The sequence below is a fragment of the Pseudomonas fluorescens genome, from assembly GCF_001708445.1.
GTDB lineage: Bacteria > Pseudomonadota > Gammaproteobacteria > Pseudomonadales > Pseudomonadaceae > Aquipseudomonas > Aquipseudomonas gorinensis.
In genome coordinates, this window is the sequence record NZ_CP015637.1 from 2,829,833 (window position 1) to 2,848,309 (window position 18,477).

Sequence of the window (18,477 nt, forward strand, 5' to 3'; positions counted from 1 at the left end):
ATGTCCTTGCCAAAACCGAATTGGGGATGGGCTTCGCTGCCATTCCTGCTGTTGATCTGGATGGCCCTGGCCAGCCGCTTTCCCACCTACATCCTGCCGCAGCCCTGGGATGTGGCGCGCGAAGCCGTGCGCTGGCTCAGCGACGCTTCGCTGTGGCAGCACCTCAGGGCGAGTGTCCTGGAAGAAGTCGGCGGCTTCTGCGCCGCAGTGCTCGTGGCGATTGGGTTGGGCACCGCCGGTGGCCTGTCTTCGCGCTTTCGCGATTTCATCTCGCCGCTCAACAGCCTGTTCATGGCGATCCCGCCCATCGCCTGGGCGCCGCTGATCATGATCATTTTCGGCCTGGGCTATGTCTCGATTGTGCTGGTGATTTTCATCGCGGCGGTGTTCCCCATGGCGGTCACGATCCAGGAGGGCGTACAGAGCATTCGCGGTGGCGAAGTCCGCGCCGCACGCACCTTGGGCGCCAATGCCGGGCAACTGCTGGCCCACGTTTATCTACCCGCTTCATTGCCGTTCGTGACCGCAGCCTTGCGCATCGGCTTCAGCCAGGGTTGGCGGGCATTGGTTGCGGCGGAAATGATCGGCGCTTCCCAAGGCATTGGCTGGATGGTCTCCACGGGCGGGCAGATCGGCAACAGCAGCCAGGTGCTGCTGGGCATCGTGCTGATCGGCCTGATTGCCTGGCTGATGGAGAGTTTTGTGTTCCGGCGCATCGAGCGTCACTACCAGAAATGGCGCGTGCAGTGAGCATCGCCATGTGTCTTCAAACCTTCAGTGGACCACTGCACGAGGTGTCATGTGAGTAACGTTTTCGATCCCCGCGAAGCCGGGCACTACATTGCCCCGCAAGGCCTCTACGAACGCAACAAGAAACGCCCGTTCCTGGGCAGCATCCACTGTGATCGCGACACGCTGGTCGCTGGCCAATGGGATGAAATCACCCTGGTCTACGAGGTGGGAGGCAGCGGCCTGGCTGACGGCGCGTGGTTGAAACTGGCCTTCAAGTTCTACTCCGACTGGGCGCTGTTCCAGACCTCGAATCCAGCCGGGCCCAACTACGTCAGCGCTGAGTATCAGGCGGGCGAGCTGGTCCCCGGCCAGAGCCAGGCCACGGTGCAGCATTTGAAAGTGCGCTTCGACCAGAAGGGGCATGAGCGGCCGTTCCAGAAAGCGATCATCATCGACATCATCGACGGCTACCTGAACCCCGGTGACAAAATCACCATTCGCCTGGGCGACCGTCGCCAGGGCGGGGCGGGCACGCGGGTGCAGAGCTTCGTCGAGAAAGACTTCCGTTTCCGGCTGTTTATCGACCCCCTGGGCAGCTCGAAGTTTGCTGAGGTGCCAGGCGATCCGTTGCTGAACATCGTGCCGGGGCCAGCGCAGAGCGTGCAGTTGATCGTGCCGCGGCTGGTCAGCGCTGGCGAGGCGTTCGACGTGCTGCTGCGGGTCGATGATGCCTGGGGCAACACGTGCCGCAACCTGCCGCTCAAGGGTGTGCTGACCCTGCTCGACCCTGAAGGCGGCGAGCGCCAACAAGCGTTTACCCTGGCCAATGAAGGGTGGGCGACGGCGCGGCTCGAGGGGTTTGACCTCGGGGCGGTGGGCGAGTGGCGATTGTCCGCCGAGGTGGAAACGCCTGGCGTGCGCGGCGCCCAGGCTTTCGTCAGCGTCGACCCGGCCGGCGGCGCATTGCGTCCGCTGTACGCCGACCTGCATGTGCACTCCGATGACACCGTGGGCACCAACGACACGCTGTATAACCTCAGCTACGGTCGCGATGTCGCCGGCCTCGATGTGCTCGGCTATACCGCCAACGACTTCAATATCACCGAGCAACGCTGGGATCAGGCGGTGAAGCTGATTCATGAACTCAACGAGCCCGGCCGTTTCGTCTGCTACCCCGGCACCGAGTGGTGCGGCAACTCCTGTGCGGGCGGCGACCGCAATGTCGTATTCCTGCATGATCGCAAGCCCGAGTTTCCGTTCGACAACCAAGGGCGGTTGGTGCGCTCCTTTGAGTGGAACGAGTTCACTGCCGGTACCATCAAGCCGGGCGCCTGGCCGGTGGATGAGTTATACGCGGCCTATGCGAAAGACCCGGAAGGTCACCTGATGATGCCCCATGTCGGCGGGCGCCGCTGCAACCTCGACTGGCACCACCCGGAGCTGGAGCGCTTGATCGAAGTCGGCTCGGCCTGGGGCCAGTTCCATTGGGTCTACGCCGAAGCCCTGCAGCGCGGCTATCGGGTCGGCGCCGCGGCGAACAGCGATGAGCATCAGGGCCGTTGCGGCGGCGGTGTACCGGCCACGGCAGTGTTCGGTTCGCGCGGCGGGCTGACCGGCGTAGTCGCCGACGGCTTCGACCGCGCGAGTGTCGGCAAGGCGCTGCGTGCCCGGCGCACGTTTGCCACCACCGGCGAGCGTTCGTTTGCCAGCCTGCGTCAGGGCCGGCACTTCATGGGCGAGGTGTTCACGGCGGATTCGAACGCAACGTTGGGCTATCGATTGCTGGGCGAGGCGGGCTGGGAGCAGGTGGATTTGTTCGATGGCGATCAACTGATCTGGTCGCGCAACCTGCATCAGGAGCTGGGCTTTTCCACCCAACGTATTCGCCTGCGCCTGGGCGGCGCGCGGATCAAGGATCGTTATCGCGGTGCCTATTGGACCGGCGAGGTTCGGGTAACCGGGGCGGTGATCAACGGCTTTCGCGCCTTGGGCCTGGATCATCCGGAGCAAACCGTGTGGCGCAAGGACGCCACGACCCTGGCCTTTCGCACTGACACCAACGGCGACACCGACAGTATCGAAATCGACCTGTCGCAGCTGGTCGGCGCGAGGTTGCAGGTGCGTAGCCGCATCGACAACTACATCAAGGTCGGCGATCCGTCTGAACCGCAACCCTACGTGCATGCGCCGACGGTGCTTATGGAGCTGTCCGGCGAAGAACTGCTGGCGCAGTCCCAGGTGATCGAAGAGTTGCCGGGCGCCGAATTGAAAGTCTCACTTGAACGAACCACCGCTGCGCCGCTGCCGCGCGAGCTGCAAGGCACGATCGAGCTGGCCCGACTCAACCTGCAAGCGGGCCGTGAGCATCCGTTGTTCATCTGTGCGCGCCAGCGCGATCAGTCCCGGGTCTGGACCTCGGCGCTGTTCCTGACACTGACTTGAGGCCGTCGCGTTCAGACCGTACGTCAGCACGTTTGATGACTGGACAGGGAAGTCCGCTACGTCAGTTGGCCGGCATTCGCGGACCGAGCGCCCTCTCATGAGGGCCATGCCCAGTGAAGGGTAAACGGGACGAACTCACTTCTCCCATTGTTCAAGCAGAATCGAAACAAACTTCTCTGCGGCTGGAGATAACGAAGCGCCGCGTCGGTAAACCAGCCCCAGTGAGCGGTTCACCACGGGCTCTACCAACGGGATGCTGACCAACGTTGGGTGATCCACGGCCGGCATCGCCAGGCTGGGGACGGCTGATACCCCGAGGCCCGCTTCCACCAGGCCCAGGGACGTCGAAAGATGCTGCACCTCATAGAACCACTGCGGGCGCCAACTCAACCCCGACAAGGCATGATCGAGCAACATCCGGTTGCCGCTCAGGCGTCCGACACCGATCAGACGGTAATTGCTGAGTTCCGACCAGGTCACCGCACTGCGTTCGGCCAATTCATGATCGCGTCGACACGCTAAGACAAAAGGCTCGTCGACCAAGGGGACGAACTCTATGTCGGGGTGCTGGCCGCTCATCATGTTGATGCCGAAGTCGGCTTCGCCGCGCAGTACCGCCTCCAGCCCTTCGTTCGCGCTCAGATCAAGCAGGCGGATCCGGATCTGTGGATAGCGCTCGTTGTAGAGGCGTATGACCGAAGGCAGGAAATAAAAGGCTGCGGTGGGGATACAGGCCAGGGTCACGCGCCCGCTTTGGCGTTCGGCCAACTCGCGGATATTGAGTATGGAGTCGTCGAAGTCGTCCAGCAGGCGGCGAGCCTTGGGTAGAAAGTCCCGCCCCACGCTGGTGAGGCTCACTCTTCTTGTGGTGCGGTCGAGTAGGGCTGTACCCAAGCCTTCCTCAAGTTTTTTCATGCGTCTGCTCAGCGCGGGCTGGGACAGGTGCAAGGCTTCAGCCGCTTCGTGGAAGCTGCCGAGTTCTGCGATTTTCACGAAAGATCGGATGTCGTTTAGCTCATATTGCATTTTTTATACCTCAACCAGAGGGGGCGGCGGCGCTCGCTCATCCTAATTTTATCATTCGCCAAACGCAATAATCCGGCCGATTTTTGCATTGGAAACATTTTTCAAAGCCTGCGACTCTTGCTTCAAGAGCATTAATCACCCCGATTGATCAATAAGAGTTAGTTTTCATGCAACGAATTCCTTGTGTGCTTATGCGCGGTGGTACGTCCAAGGGGCCGGTATTTCTCGCCTGGGACCTCCCTGATTCGATCGAGCAGCGTGATGAGCTGTTGCTCAACCTGATGGGCTCTGGCCACGAGCTGGAGATTGACGGCATCGGCGGTGGCAGCCCCCAGACAAGCAAGGTCGCGATCGTCAGCCCATCCCTGCACCCGGATGCCGATGTCGACTATTTGTTCGTTCAGGTCATGGTGTCCCAGCGTCGAGTCGATACAGCGCCCAATTGCGGCAATATGCTGTGCGCCGTAGGCCCGTTTGCCGTTGAGCAAGGGCTGGTCAAGGCCTCTAAAGGCCGCACGCTCGTGCGTATTCGCAACCTCAACACCGGGACGTTCGTGAACGCCGAGGTCTACACCCCCGAAGGAACCGTCAGCTATGAGGGCGACACCGCCATTGACGGCGTGCCGGGGACTGCCGCTCCGGTGCAACTGACCTTCCTCGATGCCGCGGGCAGCAAAACCGGCAAGCTTTTCCCGACGGGGCAGACACAGGACGTGATTGACGGCATCCCGATGACGTGCATCGACATGGCCATGCCAATGATGATCATCGAGGCGGGCCAATTGGGTAAGCGCGGTGATGAAAGCCCGGCTGAACTGGACGCCGACAAGGCGTTCCTGGGGCGTCTGGAGTCCCTGCGACTGCAGGCCGGCCTGGCAATGGGCCTTGGCGATGTGAGTGACAAAGTGATTCCCAAGCCTGTCCTGGTGTCTACGGCCAAGGCGGGCGGAACCATTCAGGTGCGTTATTTCATGCCGCATAATTGCCACCGCGCACTGGCGATTACAGGCTCCATTGGCCTGGCGACCGCATGTGTGACCGACGGCAGTGTGATTGCGCAATTGCTGGGCGGGGTGAGTGAGCCGCGCTTGAAACACGTGCGGATTGAACATCCAAGTGGTGGAATAGACGTTGTTTTGTCCTACACCGGTGCTCAGGGTGAGACAATTCGTGCCTCGGTCGTGCGTACGTCGCGCAGGCTGTTCTCCGGTTATGTATACGCTGCGGCTTCCCGACGACTCGCCGGGTAACTCCCCCTAGTCGTACCGTTTCTGCATCAGAACAATTCTAAAAATGGGTGATGCCATGAAGTTTGTAAAATCGCTCTACGTCCAGATTCTCTTCGCCGTTGTGTTGGGCGTGCTGGTCGGGCATTTTTGGTCGCAACAGGCCGTTGCCTTGAAGCCGTTGGGTGACGCCTTTATCAAGCTGATCAAGATGATGATCGCGCCAGTGGTGTTCTGCACAATCGTCACCGGTATCGCCGGCATGAGCGACAAACGCTCCCTCGGGCGTTTGTTGAGCAAGACCCTGCTGCTGTTCCTGGGCCTGACCGTGATCAGCCTGATCATCGGCCTGGTGTCGGTCTACCTGTTCAAGCCCGGTGTGGGCATGAACATCGACCCTGCGCAATTGAGTACCAAGGGGCTGTCGCAGTACACCGAGTCCGCGGCGAAGCTGGGCGTGGTCGAGTTTTTCATGCACATCATCCCGGAGACGTTCATCGGCGCTTTCAACAAGGGTGAAGTGCTGCCGGTGCTGTTCATTGCGGTGCTGTGCGGTTTTGCGCTTTCGTCGATTGGCGAGCGTGGCAAGCCGGTATTGGATGTACTGGAATCGGCTTCACACATGGTGTTCAAGATCTTCTCCTACCTGATGCGCTTCGCTCCCATCGGCGCCTTTGGTGCCCTGGCGTTCACGGTAGGGCAGTACGGCATCACCTCGCTGGGCTCGTTGGCCAAGCTGATCATGACGTTGTATATCGCCTGTGCGTTCTTTGTCTTTGTGGTGCTGGGCAGTATCTGCCGCGCCCATGGCTTCAGCCTTTGGAAGTTGCTGCGCTACTTGCGCGAAGAGTTCCTGGTGGTGCTCGGGACGTCTTCTACCGAGCCGGTGATGCCGCGGATGCTGGAAAAGCTCCAGGCCCTGGGTTGCAAGAAAAGCGTGGTGGGGCTGGTGTTGCCCACGGGCTACTCGTTCAACCTCGACGGCACGGCGATCTACCTCTCGCTGGCCGCCGTGTTCATTGCCCAGGCCTGCAACATCGACCTGAGCCTGACACAGATCGTGACCATGCTGGCAATCATGCTGTTGTCCTCGAAGGGCGCGGCGGGTGTCACCGGCTCGGGTTTTGTCGCACTGGCGTCGACCCTGACGGTGATCCATGACATTCCCCTGGCCGGCCTTGCCTTGCTGATCGGTATCGACCGCTTCATGTCGGAAGCCCGGGCGTTGACCAGCCTGGCCAGCAACGCGGTGGCGACCGTGGTGATATCGCTCTCGGAGAATGCCTGTGACCGCGAAGTCTTGATGCGGACTCTGGAAGGCAAGCCTTCGCCTGACGTGCCCCCGGTCCTGACGCCACACTGGGATGATGTGAAGGTCACCAAACACGTCTGACCGGTCACGGCTCAGGCCTGCCCCCCCAATTAAATCAATGAATACCCCCCGCCAGGCACCGTTGGTCGTGCCATCTGGCGGGAACGGGGTCGCGCGCCTGTGCGTCGGCCACGCTACTCATAAGAACAAGAGAACTTACCTATGCTCGCATTGCTTGGCTTGGCCATGGTGGTGGTCTTCACCTTCCTGATAATGACCAAACGCTTGTCGCCGATTGTCGCCCTGACGGTGGTGCCTATCGTGTTCGCCGTCATCGGTGGGTTCGGTGGCACAACCGGCAAGATGATGCTCGATGGCTTGAAAATGGTCGCGCCTTCAGCGGCGCTGTTGCTGTTCGCGATCCTGTTTTTCGGCTTGATGATTGACGCCGGTTTGTTTGACCCGCTGATTCGCAAGATCCTCAAGCGCGTCAACGGCGACCCGATGAAAATCGCTGTCGGCACCGCGTTGCTCTCGCTGGTGGTGGCATTGGACGGCGACGGCACCACCACCTACATGATTACCTGTGCGGCCATGCTGCCGCTGTATAAACGTATCGGCATGAACCCGATGATTCTGGCCACCATTGCCATGCTTTCCCTGAGCATCATGAGCGGCATGACCCCTTGGGGAGGCCCCGCCACCCGAGCGATCGCAGCGTTGGGCCTGGACGCCGGTGCTTACTTCGTGCCCTTGCTGCCGACCATGATTGGCGGCGCGATGTGGGTGGTGTTCACCGCATTCCTGCTGGGGCGTGCCGAGCGCAAGCGCATCGGTAACGTGCAATTGCAAAGCGGCGGCGGTAACTGCTACATCGAAGCGATCCTCGAGGACACGCCGTACAAACGCCCGAAACTGGCCTACATCAACCTGTTGCTGGTGATCGCGGTGATGGTTGCCCTGGTCATGGGCATCATGCATTCGGCGATCCTGTTCCTGATCGGGTTCGTGCTGGCATTGATGATCAACTATCCGCAACTGGACATTCAGAAGGAACGCATCCTGGCCCATTCGGGCAACGCCATGACCGTCGTGCTGCTGGTGTTCGCCGCGGGTATTTTCGCCGGGATTTTCTCCGGTACCAAAATGGTCGATGCCCTTGCGCAAACCCTGGTTGACTGGATCCCACCCTCCTGGGGGCATCTGTTTCCGCTGGTGGTGGCAGTTACCAGCATGCCGCTGACGTTCGTGCTGTCCAACGATGCTTATTACTTCGGGGTCGTGCCGATCCTGGCTAACGCTGCCGCCGCCTATGGCATCGATCCGGTGGAGATCGCCCGCGCGTCGATTCTGGGTCAACCGGTCCACCTGATGAGCCCGTTGGTTGCTTCAACCTTGTTGTTGGTCGGCATGGTCGATCGCGATATCGGCGACTTCCAGAAAGCCACCGTCAAATGGGCTGTGCTCACCTCCTTGGTCATCACGGCGCTGGCGCTGTTGACCGGAGCGATCAGCCTCTTCACCTGATTCAACCAGGCCACTGGGTTCTTCTTCTGACGCGCCTCACCCGCGAGGCGCGCGACTTCCTGCACTTCAAATAACAACAATGAGTAGTTTGCCATGAGCACTTTGCATTCCCGACGCGCGCTGTTTTCAGTTATTGGTTTGTTGCCGCTTGCCACTGCCAGTGCAGAAGGATTTATCGACGACAGCAAACTCAAGCTGCAATTACGCAACGTCTATTTCAATGAAAACTTCCGTGACGAGCATGGCATGAGTGCCCGAGCCGCGAGGACGGCGAAGAGCGAGCGGACTGAATGGGCCCAGGGGTTTCTGTTGGACTACCAATCGGGATACACCCCAGGCACCCTCGGGTTCGGGGTCGATGCCCTTGGCCTGCTCGGGGTCAAGCTCGACTCCGGCCGTGGTCGCAGCGGTACCGGGTTGTTGCCCGTCCATGATGACGGGCGTGCGGCTGACGAATTTGCAAGCCTGGGTGTGACGGCCAAAGCCCAACTGGCCAAGACCACCGTCAAATACGGCACCTTGTTACCCAAGACACCGGTACTGATCTACAACGATGCACGCCTGATACCGCAAACCTACCAGGGCGCGCAGATCAGCAGCCTCGACATCCAGAATCTGAGCCTCACCGGGGGCCGCCTGGATCGCTTCAAGTTGCGTGACTCCAGCAACAGCATGCCGATCGTGCCCGATGGCTACAGTGGCGATAAATCCGGCGACTTCAGCTACGCCGGTGCCGAATACAAACTGGGGAAAAACATCCGGTTGAGTTACTTCTACGGCGAATTGGAGAACTTCTACCGCCAGAACTTCGCCGGTATCCAGCACGATCTGCCGTTGGGCGGCGGCGTGCTGACCAGCGACCTGCGCTACTTCAACAGTGTCGATAGCGGTTCTGCCTACGCAGGCAAGATCGACAACGACATGTTCAGCGGCCAACTGTCTTACGCCATTTCAGGTCACACCTTCGGCGGCGGGTACCAGGCCCTCAGGGGCGACGCCGGTTTGCCCTATATCAGTGGCGCCACCGTTTATTCGTTCAGCAATGCCGGGATAGGCAAGTTCATCGAGGAGGATGAAAAGACCTGGATGCTGAGCTACGGCTATAACTTTGCCGCCCTCGGGGTGCCGGGCCTGACGTTCTCCACCCGCTACTTGAGCGGTAACGACGGCAAGTCCTCGACCAAGGTCAAGGAATGGGAGCGGGACGCCGAAGTGGCCTACGTGGTGCAACAAGGCACCTTCAAGGGGTTGGGCGTGCGGTTGCGTAACTACGTGTACCGTGCCGACTACTCCCGTGGCCGGGACAGCAACCGTATTTACTTTACCTACGACATCGCACTCTGGTGAAATCGCCGATCGCGGCTCTGCGACGTTCGCAGGCCGCGTTTTCATTGGCGGCTTCATCGGATAAGACGAAGGAAATAAATGATGTCGTTCAAAACTAAAATACTGCTGCTGACCTTATTACCGGTGATGTTGTTTGCGCTTGTTTTAGGTTTGAGCGCCCGTGGCACGTTGCAGTCCCAGGCCGAGCAGGAAGTCGCACAGACTCGCGAGCGGCTGCTCGAGGAAAGCCGCACTCGACTCACGGACTACGCGAGCATCGCTCGTACTTCCATCGCCGAACTCTATGATCGGGCCGCGACCGGGGACCTCGCCAGCCGCGCCTTGGCAATCAGCCGCTTGTCCAAAGTGAAGTATGGCGACGACGGCTATTTCATCGGCTACGACAGTCAGGTTGTGCGCCTGTTTCGCGGTGACAGCAGCGAAGGCGTCGGCACCAATATGAGTGATCGCAAAGACATCAACGGGAAGTTCTTGAACCGTGAAATGGTCGAAGCGGGAAAAAACGACACCCACTTCGTCACGTACTCAGGTGGGGTCGTCAACACCGATAAAGTCGTGCCCAAGCTCGCTTACAGTTTTTATTTGCCCAAGTGGGACATGGTCGTCGTCACCGCGATCAACCTGGACAGTATTGAAGTTCAGGTGGCCAAGGTGCGCGCCGCCGTTGACCAGCGCATCAGCAACCTGATGTACAGCATTGTGCTTATCGCCGTCGCGCTGATCGGCATCATCGGGGCGCTGGCGCTCGTGCTGGTCAAACGCAGTCTAGGCCCCTTGACCTTGATTCGGGCGCACCTTGACGAAATCGCCGCGGGGGAGGGGGACCTGACGCGGCGGCTACCGCAGGTCAGTCGAGACGAACTGGGGCAACTGGCCGGTTCGTTCAATGCCTTTATCGAAAAAATCCACAGCCTCGTCAGCCAGATCGTCGCCATGAGCGAACAGTTGACGGGGTCGGTCAGTCGTGTGGCCGAGCAGAGCAGGCAGATTGATCGGGCCATGGACCAGCAGCGCCAGGAAACCGACCAGGTGGCGGCGGCGATAAACCAGATGTCATCGGCGGCGCAGGAAGTGTCGCGCAGCGCGCAAAATGCTGCAGAAGCTGCCGTCGAGACCGACAAGCAGTCCCAGCACGCGCGGCAAATCGTCAATGGCAGCATTACTCGGATGCAGGCACTCAGGGGGGAGCTGGATGAGAGTGGGGTCTCCATGGCGAGTCTGCAAAACGATGTGACGTCGATCGTCACTGTGCTGGATGTTATTCGCTCGATCGCCGAGCAGACCAACCTTCTTGCGCTGAATGCGGCCATTGAAGCGGCCCGTGCCGGTGAGGCGGGGCGCGGTTTTGCGGTGGTTGCTGACGAAGTGCGCGCGTTGGCCAGTCGTACTCAACGCAGCACCCAGGAAATCCAGGTGATGGTTGAGCGTCTCAATAACGCAACCGGCGGTGTGGTCAAGGCGATGCACCAATCGACCGAAGCCGCGCAAGGCGCGAGTGCGCAGGCTGATCAGGCGGGTGAGTTCCTGGGCAATGCTGTCGAGCTGATTGCGACGATCAATGCGATGAACGCACAGATCGCCAGTGCCGCCGAGGAGCAGACCTCGGTGGCTGAGGAGATCAACCGTGGGGTCCATCAGATCGCGCGAGCCATTGATTCGGTGGCCAACCAGACTCAACTGGGGGTCAAGACGGTCGATGAGTTGTATACCATCGGCAGTCGTATGCAAGGTTTGCTGGGGCAGTTCAAAATTTGATGGCCTGGGCCTGGATTGACACGCAGCACGCGTCAATGCAGGCCAAGGCGATGATTGCTTTCATGCGCTATCCGGGTAAACGAAAACGCTCTTTCATCACGCGTTGACGGCCACTGCGCGTTGTTTGCGATACAGGATTGTCGTCGCGGTGAACCCGCACAGCGCAGCAAACATCAGCCAGTAGGCCGGCGATGCCTTATCGCCTGTCGCCTGCACGAGCATGGTCGACACGGCAGGCGTAAACCCTCCAAATACAGCCGTCGCCAAACTGAAGGCCAGGGAAAACCCCACAACCCTTACGTTTTGCGGCATCACCTCTGTCAGCGCAGCGACCATCGCGCCGTTGTAAATACCGAAGAAGAAAGAGAAGTACAGCAGTACGCAGAGCAGCCGTTCGAAACTTGCCGCTGCGGCCAGCCAGTGCATGGCCGGATACGCGGTGAATATGCACAGCAGGGAAATCGCCAACAATAGGGGGCGACGGCCGATGCGGTCCGAGAGTGTGCCGCCGATGGGCAACCAGATGAAGTTGCTCAGGCCGACGAAGAGCGTGACGACCAGGCTGTCGGTGGTGCTCAGGTTGAGTACGGAGCGGCCATAGGTGGGGGTGTAGACGGTAATCAGGTAGAACGTGGTAGTGGTCATGGACGCCAATAGACCGCCTGCCAGCACCGTGCGCCAGTTGTCGCGCATGGAGCGAAACACTTCATTGGCACTTGGGTGATGCCGGCGCGCTTTGAACGCCTCGGTTTCCTGCAGGGAGCGGCGGATGATGAAGATGAACGGAATAATCACGCAACCGATGAAGAACGGGATCCTCCATCCCCAGGCAGCGACCTCGGCAGCTGCCATGGAGGCGTTGATGGTGTAACCCAGCGCTGCCGCAAGAATGATCGCCACCTGTTGGCTGGCCGACTGCCAACTGGTGTAGAAACCGCATCGCCCCGGTGTGGCGATTTCAGCCAGATACACTGAAACACCGCCCATTTCCGCGCCGGCGGAGAAGCCCTGCAACAGCCGCCCCAACAACACCAATATGGGCGCCGCGATACCGATGCTGGCATAGCCGGGTACCAACGCGATCAATACTGTTCCGGCGGCCATGATCGAGAGCGTCACAATCAGGCCCTTGCGCCGTCCAACCTTGTCGATGTAAGCCCCGAGCACGATAGCGCCCAGTGGACGCATCAAGAACCCGGAACCGAATACGGCGAAGGTCATCATCAGCGAAGCGAACTCGCTGGTGGCAGGAAAGAACGTCTGGGAAATGTAGGTCGCGTAGAAGCCGAACAGAAAGAAGTCGAACTGTTCGAGAAAATTGCCGCTGGTGACCCGCAGGATGGCGCCCAGTTTTGAACCCTTGGACGGGGTGTCTTGCGTTGTTGTTTTCATCATGGCTACCGTGGTGATCAGTCTTGTTTTTGGAATGACGGTGTTAGCGATCAGTCGCTTGCGGCGTTAATCGGGTTGGGTTGGCGTTTTTCGATGGAATATTTGAGCAGCGCGGCGCTGCGGAAGATGCCGTGGGCGAACTTGCTGTAGGGCATGGTCAGGAAAAAAGCCATGACCAGGCCGAGATGGATCGCCAGCAACAGGCCCAGGGCAACGGTTTCGCGAAACGCCAGGAGCGCGAGGCCGCTGGCGCTGATGAGAAACAGCAGCGCGATAAAGCCGCGGTCCATGGGTTTCTGGTGTTCGTCGCCCTGTTCGGCGTTGCGGCGCAGGTTCAACCACAAGAGCCCCGCCGGGCCAACCAGCAACCCGAGCCCGCCGGCGATGCCGAGCATCACCGGCACGCTCAGGACGGGGTAGGGCGCCGACCAGCCCAGCAGGAAATGGTAGAGCGTGGCCACACCGGTAGCGGCGAAGCACAGCATGAAGCCGTAGAAGGTGAAGTGGTGCATGCGCCGCCGCCACAAGGTGAATTGATCGTCGGCGTTATTGCAGCCCTCGCCATGGCCGCCATCCAGGTACTTGAGCGTGGCAACATTGGCGGTCGCTTCCAGCGCCGCCGACGTTGTTTGCCGGGGTGAGGCGTCGACCGGCGAGACATTGCGCCAGAAGCGCCGCACGCCGATCGTCAACGCGAGGACCGCGAAACCAAACACTGCGCCGAACATCAGGGCCAGGGTGTTATGCGGGAAGATCCCGTAGAAATTCCCCCCGGGCATTGGCGTGAACAGATTGCCCATCACCATCAGCGTCAGGCAGAGAAACAGGGCTAGCCCCGCGCCGGATGACAGCGCCAGGGTCAGCCCGTTGCGCCGGTATAAGGTGCCCATCACCTGCGGCCAGGCGTACTCGGCGTACGTGTCGAGGCGGACTTTGGCCATGGCTTTGGGCACGTTGATAGCAAATTCATGAGGGGCGGCGTACTGGCAGGCATGCAGGCAGGCGCCGCAGTTGTGGCAGAGGTTTGCCAGGTAGTGGATGTCCGCCGCCGAAAACGCCAGGCGTCGGGTCATGGCCGGGAAGACCGCGCAGAAGCCTTCGCAATAGCGGCAGGCATTGCACACGGTCATTTGTCGCTGGACTTCGCTTTCATCAAGGTTGAGGACGGGAATCAGGGTGCCCGGCGCCTGGGGATCAAACAGCTGCATGGTGCGGCTCCTGGAATGAAGGGGACATGAAGCCGGCCGCGGCGGCGGCTTGCGCACCGGCGATGCGACCGAATGCGGTACCAATAGCCATGCCGATACCGGCGGTATAGCCCTTGCCCAATACGTTGCCTGCCATCATTTCTCCGGCGACAAACAGGTTCGGGCTGGCCTTGCCGTTGAAGTGAACGGCGGCCGTTTCGTCGGTCGCGAGGCCTAAATAGGTGAACGTCACGCCTGGCTTGAGCGGGTAGGCGCAGAAAGGCGGTTTCACCAAGGGGCGAGCCCAATGGGTTTTGGCGGGCGTCAACCCTTCGGTGTGGCAATCGTCCAGGGCGGTGTGGTCGAACGTGCCGACGCGGCAGGCCGCGTTGTAGGCCTCGATGGTTTTAACGAACGGCCCTACGGGCAGGTTTAATTGGCGGGCCAACGCTTCCAGCGAGTGGGCGGTGGTCCCAGCAAACACCGGCGGCATAAAACGGCCGACGGCCTGCTGGTCGATGATCGAATAAGCTTGTTGGCCGGGTTGACCCGCTACCAGGCGACCCCAGATCGCATAGCGCTTGGGCCAGAAATCCTCGCCTTCATCATAGAAACGTTCGCCGTCGCGATTGACCACTACGCCCAGCGACACGCAGTCGATGCGGGTGCAGATGCCACCGTCATACAAGGGCGCGCGGGCGTCGATGGCCACCATGTGCGCTTGGGTGGGGTCACCGATAAAGTCGGCGCCCAGTTGCTGCATGCGCCTAAGCAGTACGCCGGTATTGAAGCGCGTGCCGCGAATCAGGAAATTGTCCGAAGGCCACTCGCCGCGCGCGTTTTGCCCCCACGCTTCACGCAGCCATTCGCGGTTGGATTCGAACCCTCCCGCTGCCAGCACGCAGGTCCTGGCCTGGATACGTTCGGCGGGCACGCGTTGCCCATCCACTTCACGTTCACCCAAGTGGGCCGCGACGAAGGTTCCATCCTTCAATTCAATGTCGGTCACTTGAGCGTTGTAGCGGATGGTCACGCCCAACCGCTCGGCGCTGCGGTAATACGCATTGACCAAGGCCTTGCCGCCACCCATGAAAAACGCATTGGTGCGCGCGACGTGCAGTGCACCGGACAGCGACGGCTGAAAATGCACACCATGGGCGCGCATCCAGTCACGGCAGTTCGATGAGGCGCGGATGACCAGGCGCGCGAGCTTTTCGTCGGTCATCCCGCCGGTGACCTTCAACAGGTCCTGCCAATACTCCTCTTCGGGGTAGGCGTCGACCAATACATCCTGCGGTGCGTCGTGCATGCAGCGCAGGTTGCGGGTGTGTTGCGAATTGCCGCCGCGCCAGGCCTTGGGCGCACCTTCAAGCAACATAACGCTGGCGCCGGCCTCTCGGGCCATTAACGCCGCGCACAAGGCGGCATTGCCGCCGCCAATGACTAATACGTCGATCATCATCACTCCTCGATCGCGAGGAGGCATGAACGAAGGGCTCCTCGCGAGTGGCGAGACCTTAGGGCAGCGAGCGTGGGGTCGAAAGGCGCGTTATCGGTTGGGGTGTTTAGTTTTCGTAAAGGCTTTGCGGGTTAGCGCATGCCGTGAAAGATAAGAGGGGGACGCTTGAGATCAGGGTGTGATGTCTTCGATCCACGAGGCGCCGGGCCATTGCCGATCCATGACCAGCTGTCGCGCCACGTCGGTGATGACCCGTCGCGCGGCCAGTGCGGCGGGCGCCAGCTCATCATCCGGCAGTGTCGCCAACAGGTTTCGTCGACCCACGTGAGCATCGGCGATTTCCACCACCGAAAGCCCCGATTCACCTTTGAGCGCCACCGCGGCGCCGGGCTGGATGGTCGCGGCGTGACCCGCGCGTACAGCGTTCATCAACACGGCCAGGCCATCCACTTCCATGATGATGTTGGGCGTCAACCCCGACCGTTCAAAGGCCGCCATCAGCGTTGAGCGCAAACCGTGTTGCGCGCTGGGCATCACCAGGGGAAGTTGCCCCAGGTCGGCCATTTGCACACGGGGGCCTTGCGGCGCATCAGGCAGGTGTGGCGAGCAGATGACAAATAGTTTCTCGTCAAGCAAAGGCGTCACGCTCCAGCGCTTGCCGCCTTCGAGTTGAAACAGAACGGCCAGATCGATTTGGCGGGCATTCAGCTGTGTGGCCAGGTGCCCGGAGAGCATCTCAATCAGGTGCAATTGAATATCTGGATATCGCGCCCGCATCGCACTGATCAATGGCAGGGCAAGTACCGTGGCCGTCGTGGGCGGTAATCCAACGGTCACGTAGCCACTCATCCGGCCACGGTGCGCGGCGAGGATCGCATTGTCTGCTTGCCGCAGGCACAACTGGGCAGGGTGCAGGAAGGCCATTCCGGCAGGGGTCGGTGTGACACCGGTGGTCGAGCGGTTCAGCAGGCGAGTCGAGAGTTCGCTTTCAAGTTTGGCGATTTGCTGGCTCAGCGCCGATACCCCCACGTCCAATTCAAGGGCTGCACGCCCCAGGCTGCCGTGCTCGACAATTTTTACGAAATAGCGCAGTTGTCTTAGTTCCAAGCGTTACGGCTCCATTTCAAATTGATACCGGTCCAGGTGACGGTGGGGAAGAGACATCCAACCACTCCGCGCCGCGCGATGATAAAGGTGACGGGGCGTTTCTGGAATTGGCGGTATGGAGTGGGCGCGGCTCGCGGCGTGAGCCTGCCGGTCGCTCAGTTGGCTGACATCCTCCACGACCGAGCGCGAAGCGGGCACGTTCAGACTATGCTCGCGGCCACTGATGGCAAAGTAATAGTTTCCCTCGCAGCCCCTCACCCCCGAGTTTCGTGGCTCACCCACCTGAATTGACATTTATCCAGGAGCGGCTAAGCCATACAGGGGTCGCTTTGTTTCACACAACGGTTGGAACTGATGGCGGGCATAAAAGCCCGCCCATGCCTGACGGAGAAATCATGAATATTCAGTTGAAGGCTAAACGCGCACTGGTTACCGCCTCGACGGGCGGCATTGGTTTTGCAGTGGTCAAAGGGCTTGCCGAAGCGGGCGCTGCCGTTGTTATCAACGGCCGCAGTGAGCGTTCGGTGAACGAGGCGGTAGTGCGTCTGCTGTTGGCAGTGCCCGATGCGAGTGTCAGCGGTGTGGCCGCAGACCTGAGCACCGCCGAAGGTGTCGCCACCTTGCTGGCCGGTGTCAGTGATATCGACATCCTGGTGAACAATGCAGGCATCTATGGGCCTCAGGACTTCTTTGAGACCGGCGATGACGTTTGGGACCACTATTGGCACACCAACGTGATGTCGGGCGTGCGCTTGAGCCGTGCGCTGCTGCCGGCCATGGTTGCGCGCGGGTGGGGGCGGGTGGTGTTCGTTGCTTCCGAGTCCGCCCGCAATATTCCCGCGGACATGATCCACTACGGCGTCTCCAAGACCGCCCAATTGGCATTGGCGCGTGGCTTGGCCAAGCGCGTCGCGGGCAGTGGCGTGACCGTCAATAGCGTGCTGCCTGGGCCAACGCTGTCCGACGGCGTCGCTGAAATGATGAAGGGCCAGGTCGAACGCAGCGGGAAATCCCTTGAGTCGGTGGTCACCGAGTTCGTCATGCAACATCGCCCAAGCTCGATCATCCAGCGCGCATCCAGCGTGGAAGAAGTGGCCAACATGATCGTTTATGTCTGCTCGACGCAAGCATCAGCCACCACTGGCGCTGCGCTCAGAGTCGACGGTGGTGTGGTAGACGATATTGTCTGACGGCCTTTAGTCCTCACGCCCTACTGCGCGCCAGGCCGCATCTGCAAGCTGCTGCCGCAAGAGCCCAGGGTTGCGCTGGACGCGGCCAGAGAGCCAGGCGCGGCAGTAGCTCTCCGCCGAACCGATGATCAGTGACGGTATCAGCTCGGAGGGCAGGGCCTGCAAATTCTGCCGGTGGGCCGGGTCGCTGAACCACTTCTTGAGTGCGGCGTTCCTGGCGAGATTCGCCTCGGCGAGCCGCTCATTGAAGCTGCTGCGGGCAACCGCAAAGCGCGCCTGGTACTGGAAGCGCGCCCAATCGGGTTGGCTGACCACCCAATCCACGTAGCTGAACACCAGGGCATGCACCCATTCCTTGGTCGACGTCACAGCGGCAAGGTAGCTGTCCCTGAGGCGCGCCTGATCGTCCAGGGCGGTCATGTACAACGCCGCGACCAAGCCTTCCTTGTTCTCGAAATGATGATAAATGGCCCCCACGCTCATCTGGCTTTCGGCACGGATGATGTCGATGGTGGTCGCTTCAATGCCCTGCTGGTTGAACAGCGCCAGGGCACATCGAAGGATGTGCCGCTTGGACTCGGCACGACGGCCTGGGTAGCAGCGTTCGAGGAGATCGACAGGTTCCATTTTTCGGCCCAGGCAAAAAGGGGCCATGGTAATTGAAACCGAGGCTTGGCACGAGAGATTGACAGGCTGAGCATTTACAGAATATTGTTCTGTAACAGAGCAATATTCTGTAATTGAGTAATGTTTTGTCCATGACTCCAGCCACCTG

At 60.4% G+C, this 18,477-nt stretch carries 13 protein-coding genes and 2 pseudogenes; 9 read left to right on the forward strand and 6 right to left on the reverse strand.

Features of this window, described 5'->3' with window-relative positions; genetic code table 11:
* Complete coding sequence (locus A7317_RS12605) at positions 1–750, forward strand: ABC transporter permease (RefSeq protein ID WP_069075944.1); 750 nt, start codon at positions 1–3, stop codon at positions 748–750.
* Positions 751–801: 51 nt separating this feature from the next.
* Positions 802–3,174: a hypothetical protein gene (locus A7317_RS12610; protein WP_069075945.1), complete on the forward strand. Its 2,373-nt coding sequence runs from the start codon at positions 802–804 to the stop codon at positions 3,172–3,174.
* 135 nt (positions 3,175–3,309) lie between these two features.
* Here A7317_RS12610 and A7317_RS12615 read toward each other — a convergent pair whose 3' ends face one another.
* Positions 3,310–4,200: a LysR family transcriptional regulator gene (locus tag A7317_RS12615; RefSeq protein ID WP_024075622.1), complete on the reverse strand. Its 891-nt coding sequence runs from the start codon at positions 4,198–4,200 to the stop codon at positions 3,310–3,312.
* 167 nt (positions 4,201–4,367) lie between these two features.
* On the opposite strand from A7317_RS12615, the gene A7317_RS12620 reads away from it, so the two are divergent.
* From A7317_RS12620 to A7317_RS31550, 6 genes and pseudogenes are all read left to right on the forward strand, one after another.
* Positions 4,368–5,450: a 4-oxalomesaconate tautomerase gene (locus A7317_RS12620; RefSeq protein ID WP_024075621.1), complete on the forward strand. Its 1,083-nt coding sequence runs from the start codon at positions 4,368–4,370 to the stop codon at positions 5,448–5,450.
* Positions 5,451–5,493: 43 nt separating this feature from the next.
* Positions 5,494–6,819: a dicarboxylate/amino acid:cation symporter gene (locus tag A7317_RS12625; protein ID WP_069075946.1), complete on the forward strand. Its 1,326-nt coding sequence runs from the start codon at positions 5,494–5,496 to the stop codon at positions 6,817–6,819.
* Between the two features lie 141 nt (positions 6,820–6,960).
* On the forward strand, positions 6,961–8,265 hold the full coding sequence (locus A7317_RS12630; protein ID WP_024075619.1) for a CitMHS family transporter: 1,305 nt from the start codon (positions 6,961–6,963) through the stop codon (positions 8,263–8,265).
* Between the two features lie 93 nt (positions 8,266–8,358).
* Complete coding sequence (locus A7317_RS12635; protein WP_024075618.1) at positions 8,359–9,612, forward strand: OprD family porin; 1,254 nt, start codon at positions 8,359–8,361, stop codon at positions 9,610–9,612.
* Between the two features lie 126 nt (positions 9,613–9,738).
* Positions 9,739–10,509: pseudogene (locus A7317_RS31545) on the forward strand (cache domain-containing protein); the annotation flags it as partial.
* Between the two features lie 261 nt (positions 10,510–10,770).
* Positions 10,771–11,367 (forward strand): annotated as a pseudogene (locus A7317_RS31550) (methyl-accepting chemotaxis protein); the annotation flags it as partial.
* A gap of 96 nt (positions 11,368–11,463) precedes the next feature.
* On the opposite strand, the gene A7317_RS12645 reads toward A7317_RS31550, so the two are convergent.
* The 4 genes from A7317_RS12645 to A7317_RS12660 all read right to left on the reverse strand — a co-directional run bounded on the left by A7317_RS12645 (position 11,464) and on the right by A7317_RS12660 (position 16,512).
* Positions 11,464–12,762, reverse strand: coding sequence for an MFS transporter (locus A7317_RS12645; protein WP_069075948.1), 1,299 nt, complete (start codon positions 12,760–12,762; stop codon positions 11,464–11,466).
* A gap of 47 nt (positions 12,763–12,809) precedes the next feature.
* Positions 12,810–13,967 (reverse strand): tricarballylate utilization 4Fe-4S protein TcuB, encoded by a 1,158-nt coding sequence (gene tcuB / locus A7317_RS12650; protein WP_069075949.1) that lies wholly within the window; start codon positions 13,965–13,967, stop codon positions 12,810–12,812.
* Positions 13,954–15,405 (reverse strand): FAD-dependent tricarballylate dehydrogenase TcuA, encoded by a 1,452-nt coding sequence (tcuA, locus tag A7317_RS12655; protein WP_069075950.1) that lies wholly within the window; start codon positions 15,403–15,405, stop codon positions 13,954–13,956. The genes tcuB and tcuA overlap by 14 nt, the downstream gene beginning before the upstream one ends.
* Positions 15,406–15,576: 171 nt before the next feature.
* On the reverse strand, positions 15,577–16,512 hold the full coding sequence (locus A7317_RS12660; protein WP_024075613.1) for a LysR family transcriptional regulator: 936 nt from the start codon (positions 16,510–16,512) through the stop codon (positions 15,577–15,579).
* Positions 16,513–16,907: 395 nt separating this feature from the next.
* Here A7317_RS12660 and A7317_RS12665 point away from each other — a divergent pair, with 395 nt between their 5' ends.
* Complete coding sequence (locus A7317_RS12665) at positions 16,908–17,702, forward strand: SDR family NAD(P)-dependent oxidoreductase (protein ID WP_069075951.1); 795 nt, start codon at positions 16,908–16,910, stop codon at positions 17,700–17,702.
* A gap of 6 nt (positions 17,703–17,708) precedes the next feature.
* Here the strand turns inward: A7317_RS12665 and A7317_RS12670 are convergent, their stop codons facing one another.
* Positions 17,709–18,329 (reverse strand): TetR/AcrR family transcriptional regulator, encoded by a 621-nt coding sequence (locus A7317_RS12670; RefSeq protein WP_069075952.1) that lies wholly within the window; start codon positions 18,327–18,329, stop codon positions 17,709–17,711.
* Between the last annotated feature and the right edge of the window lie 148 nt (positions 18,330–18,477).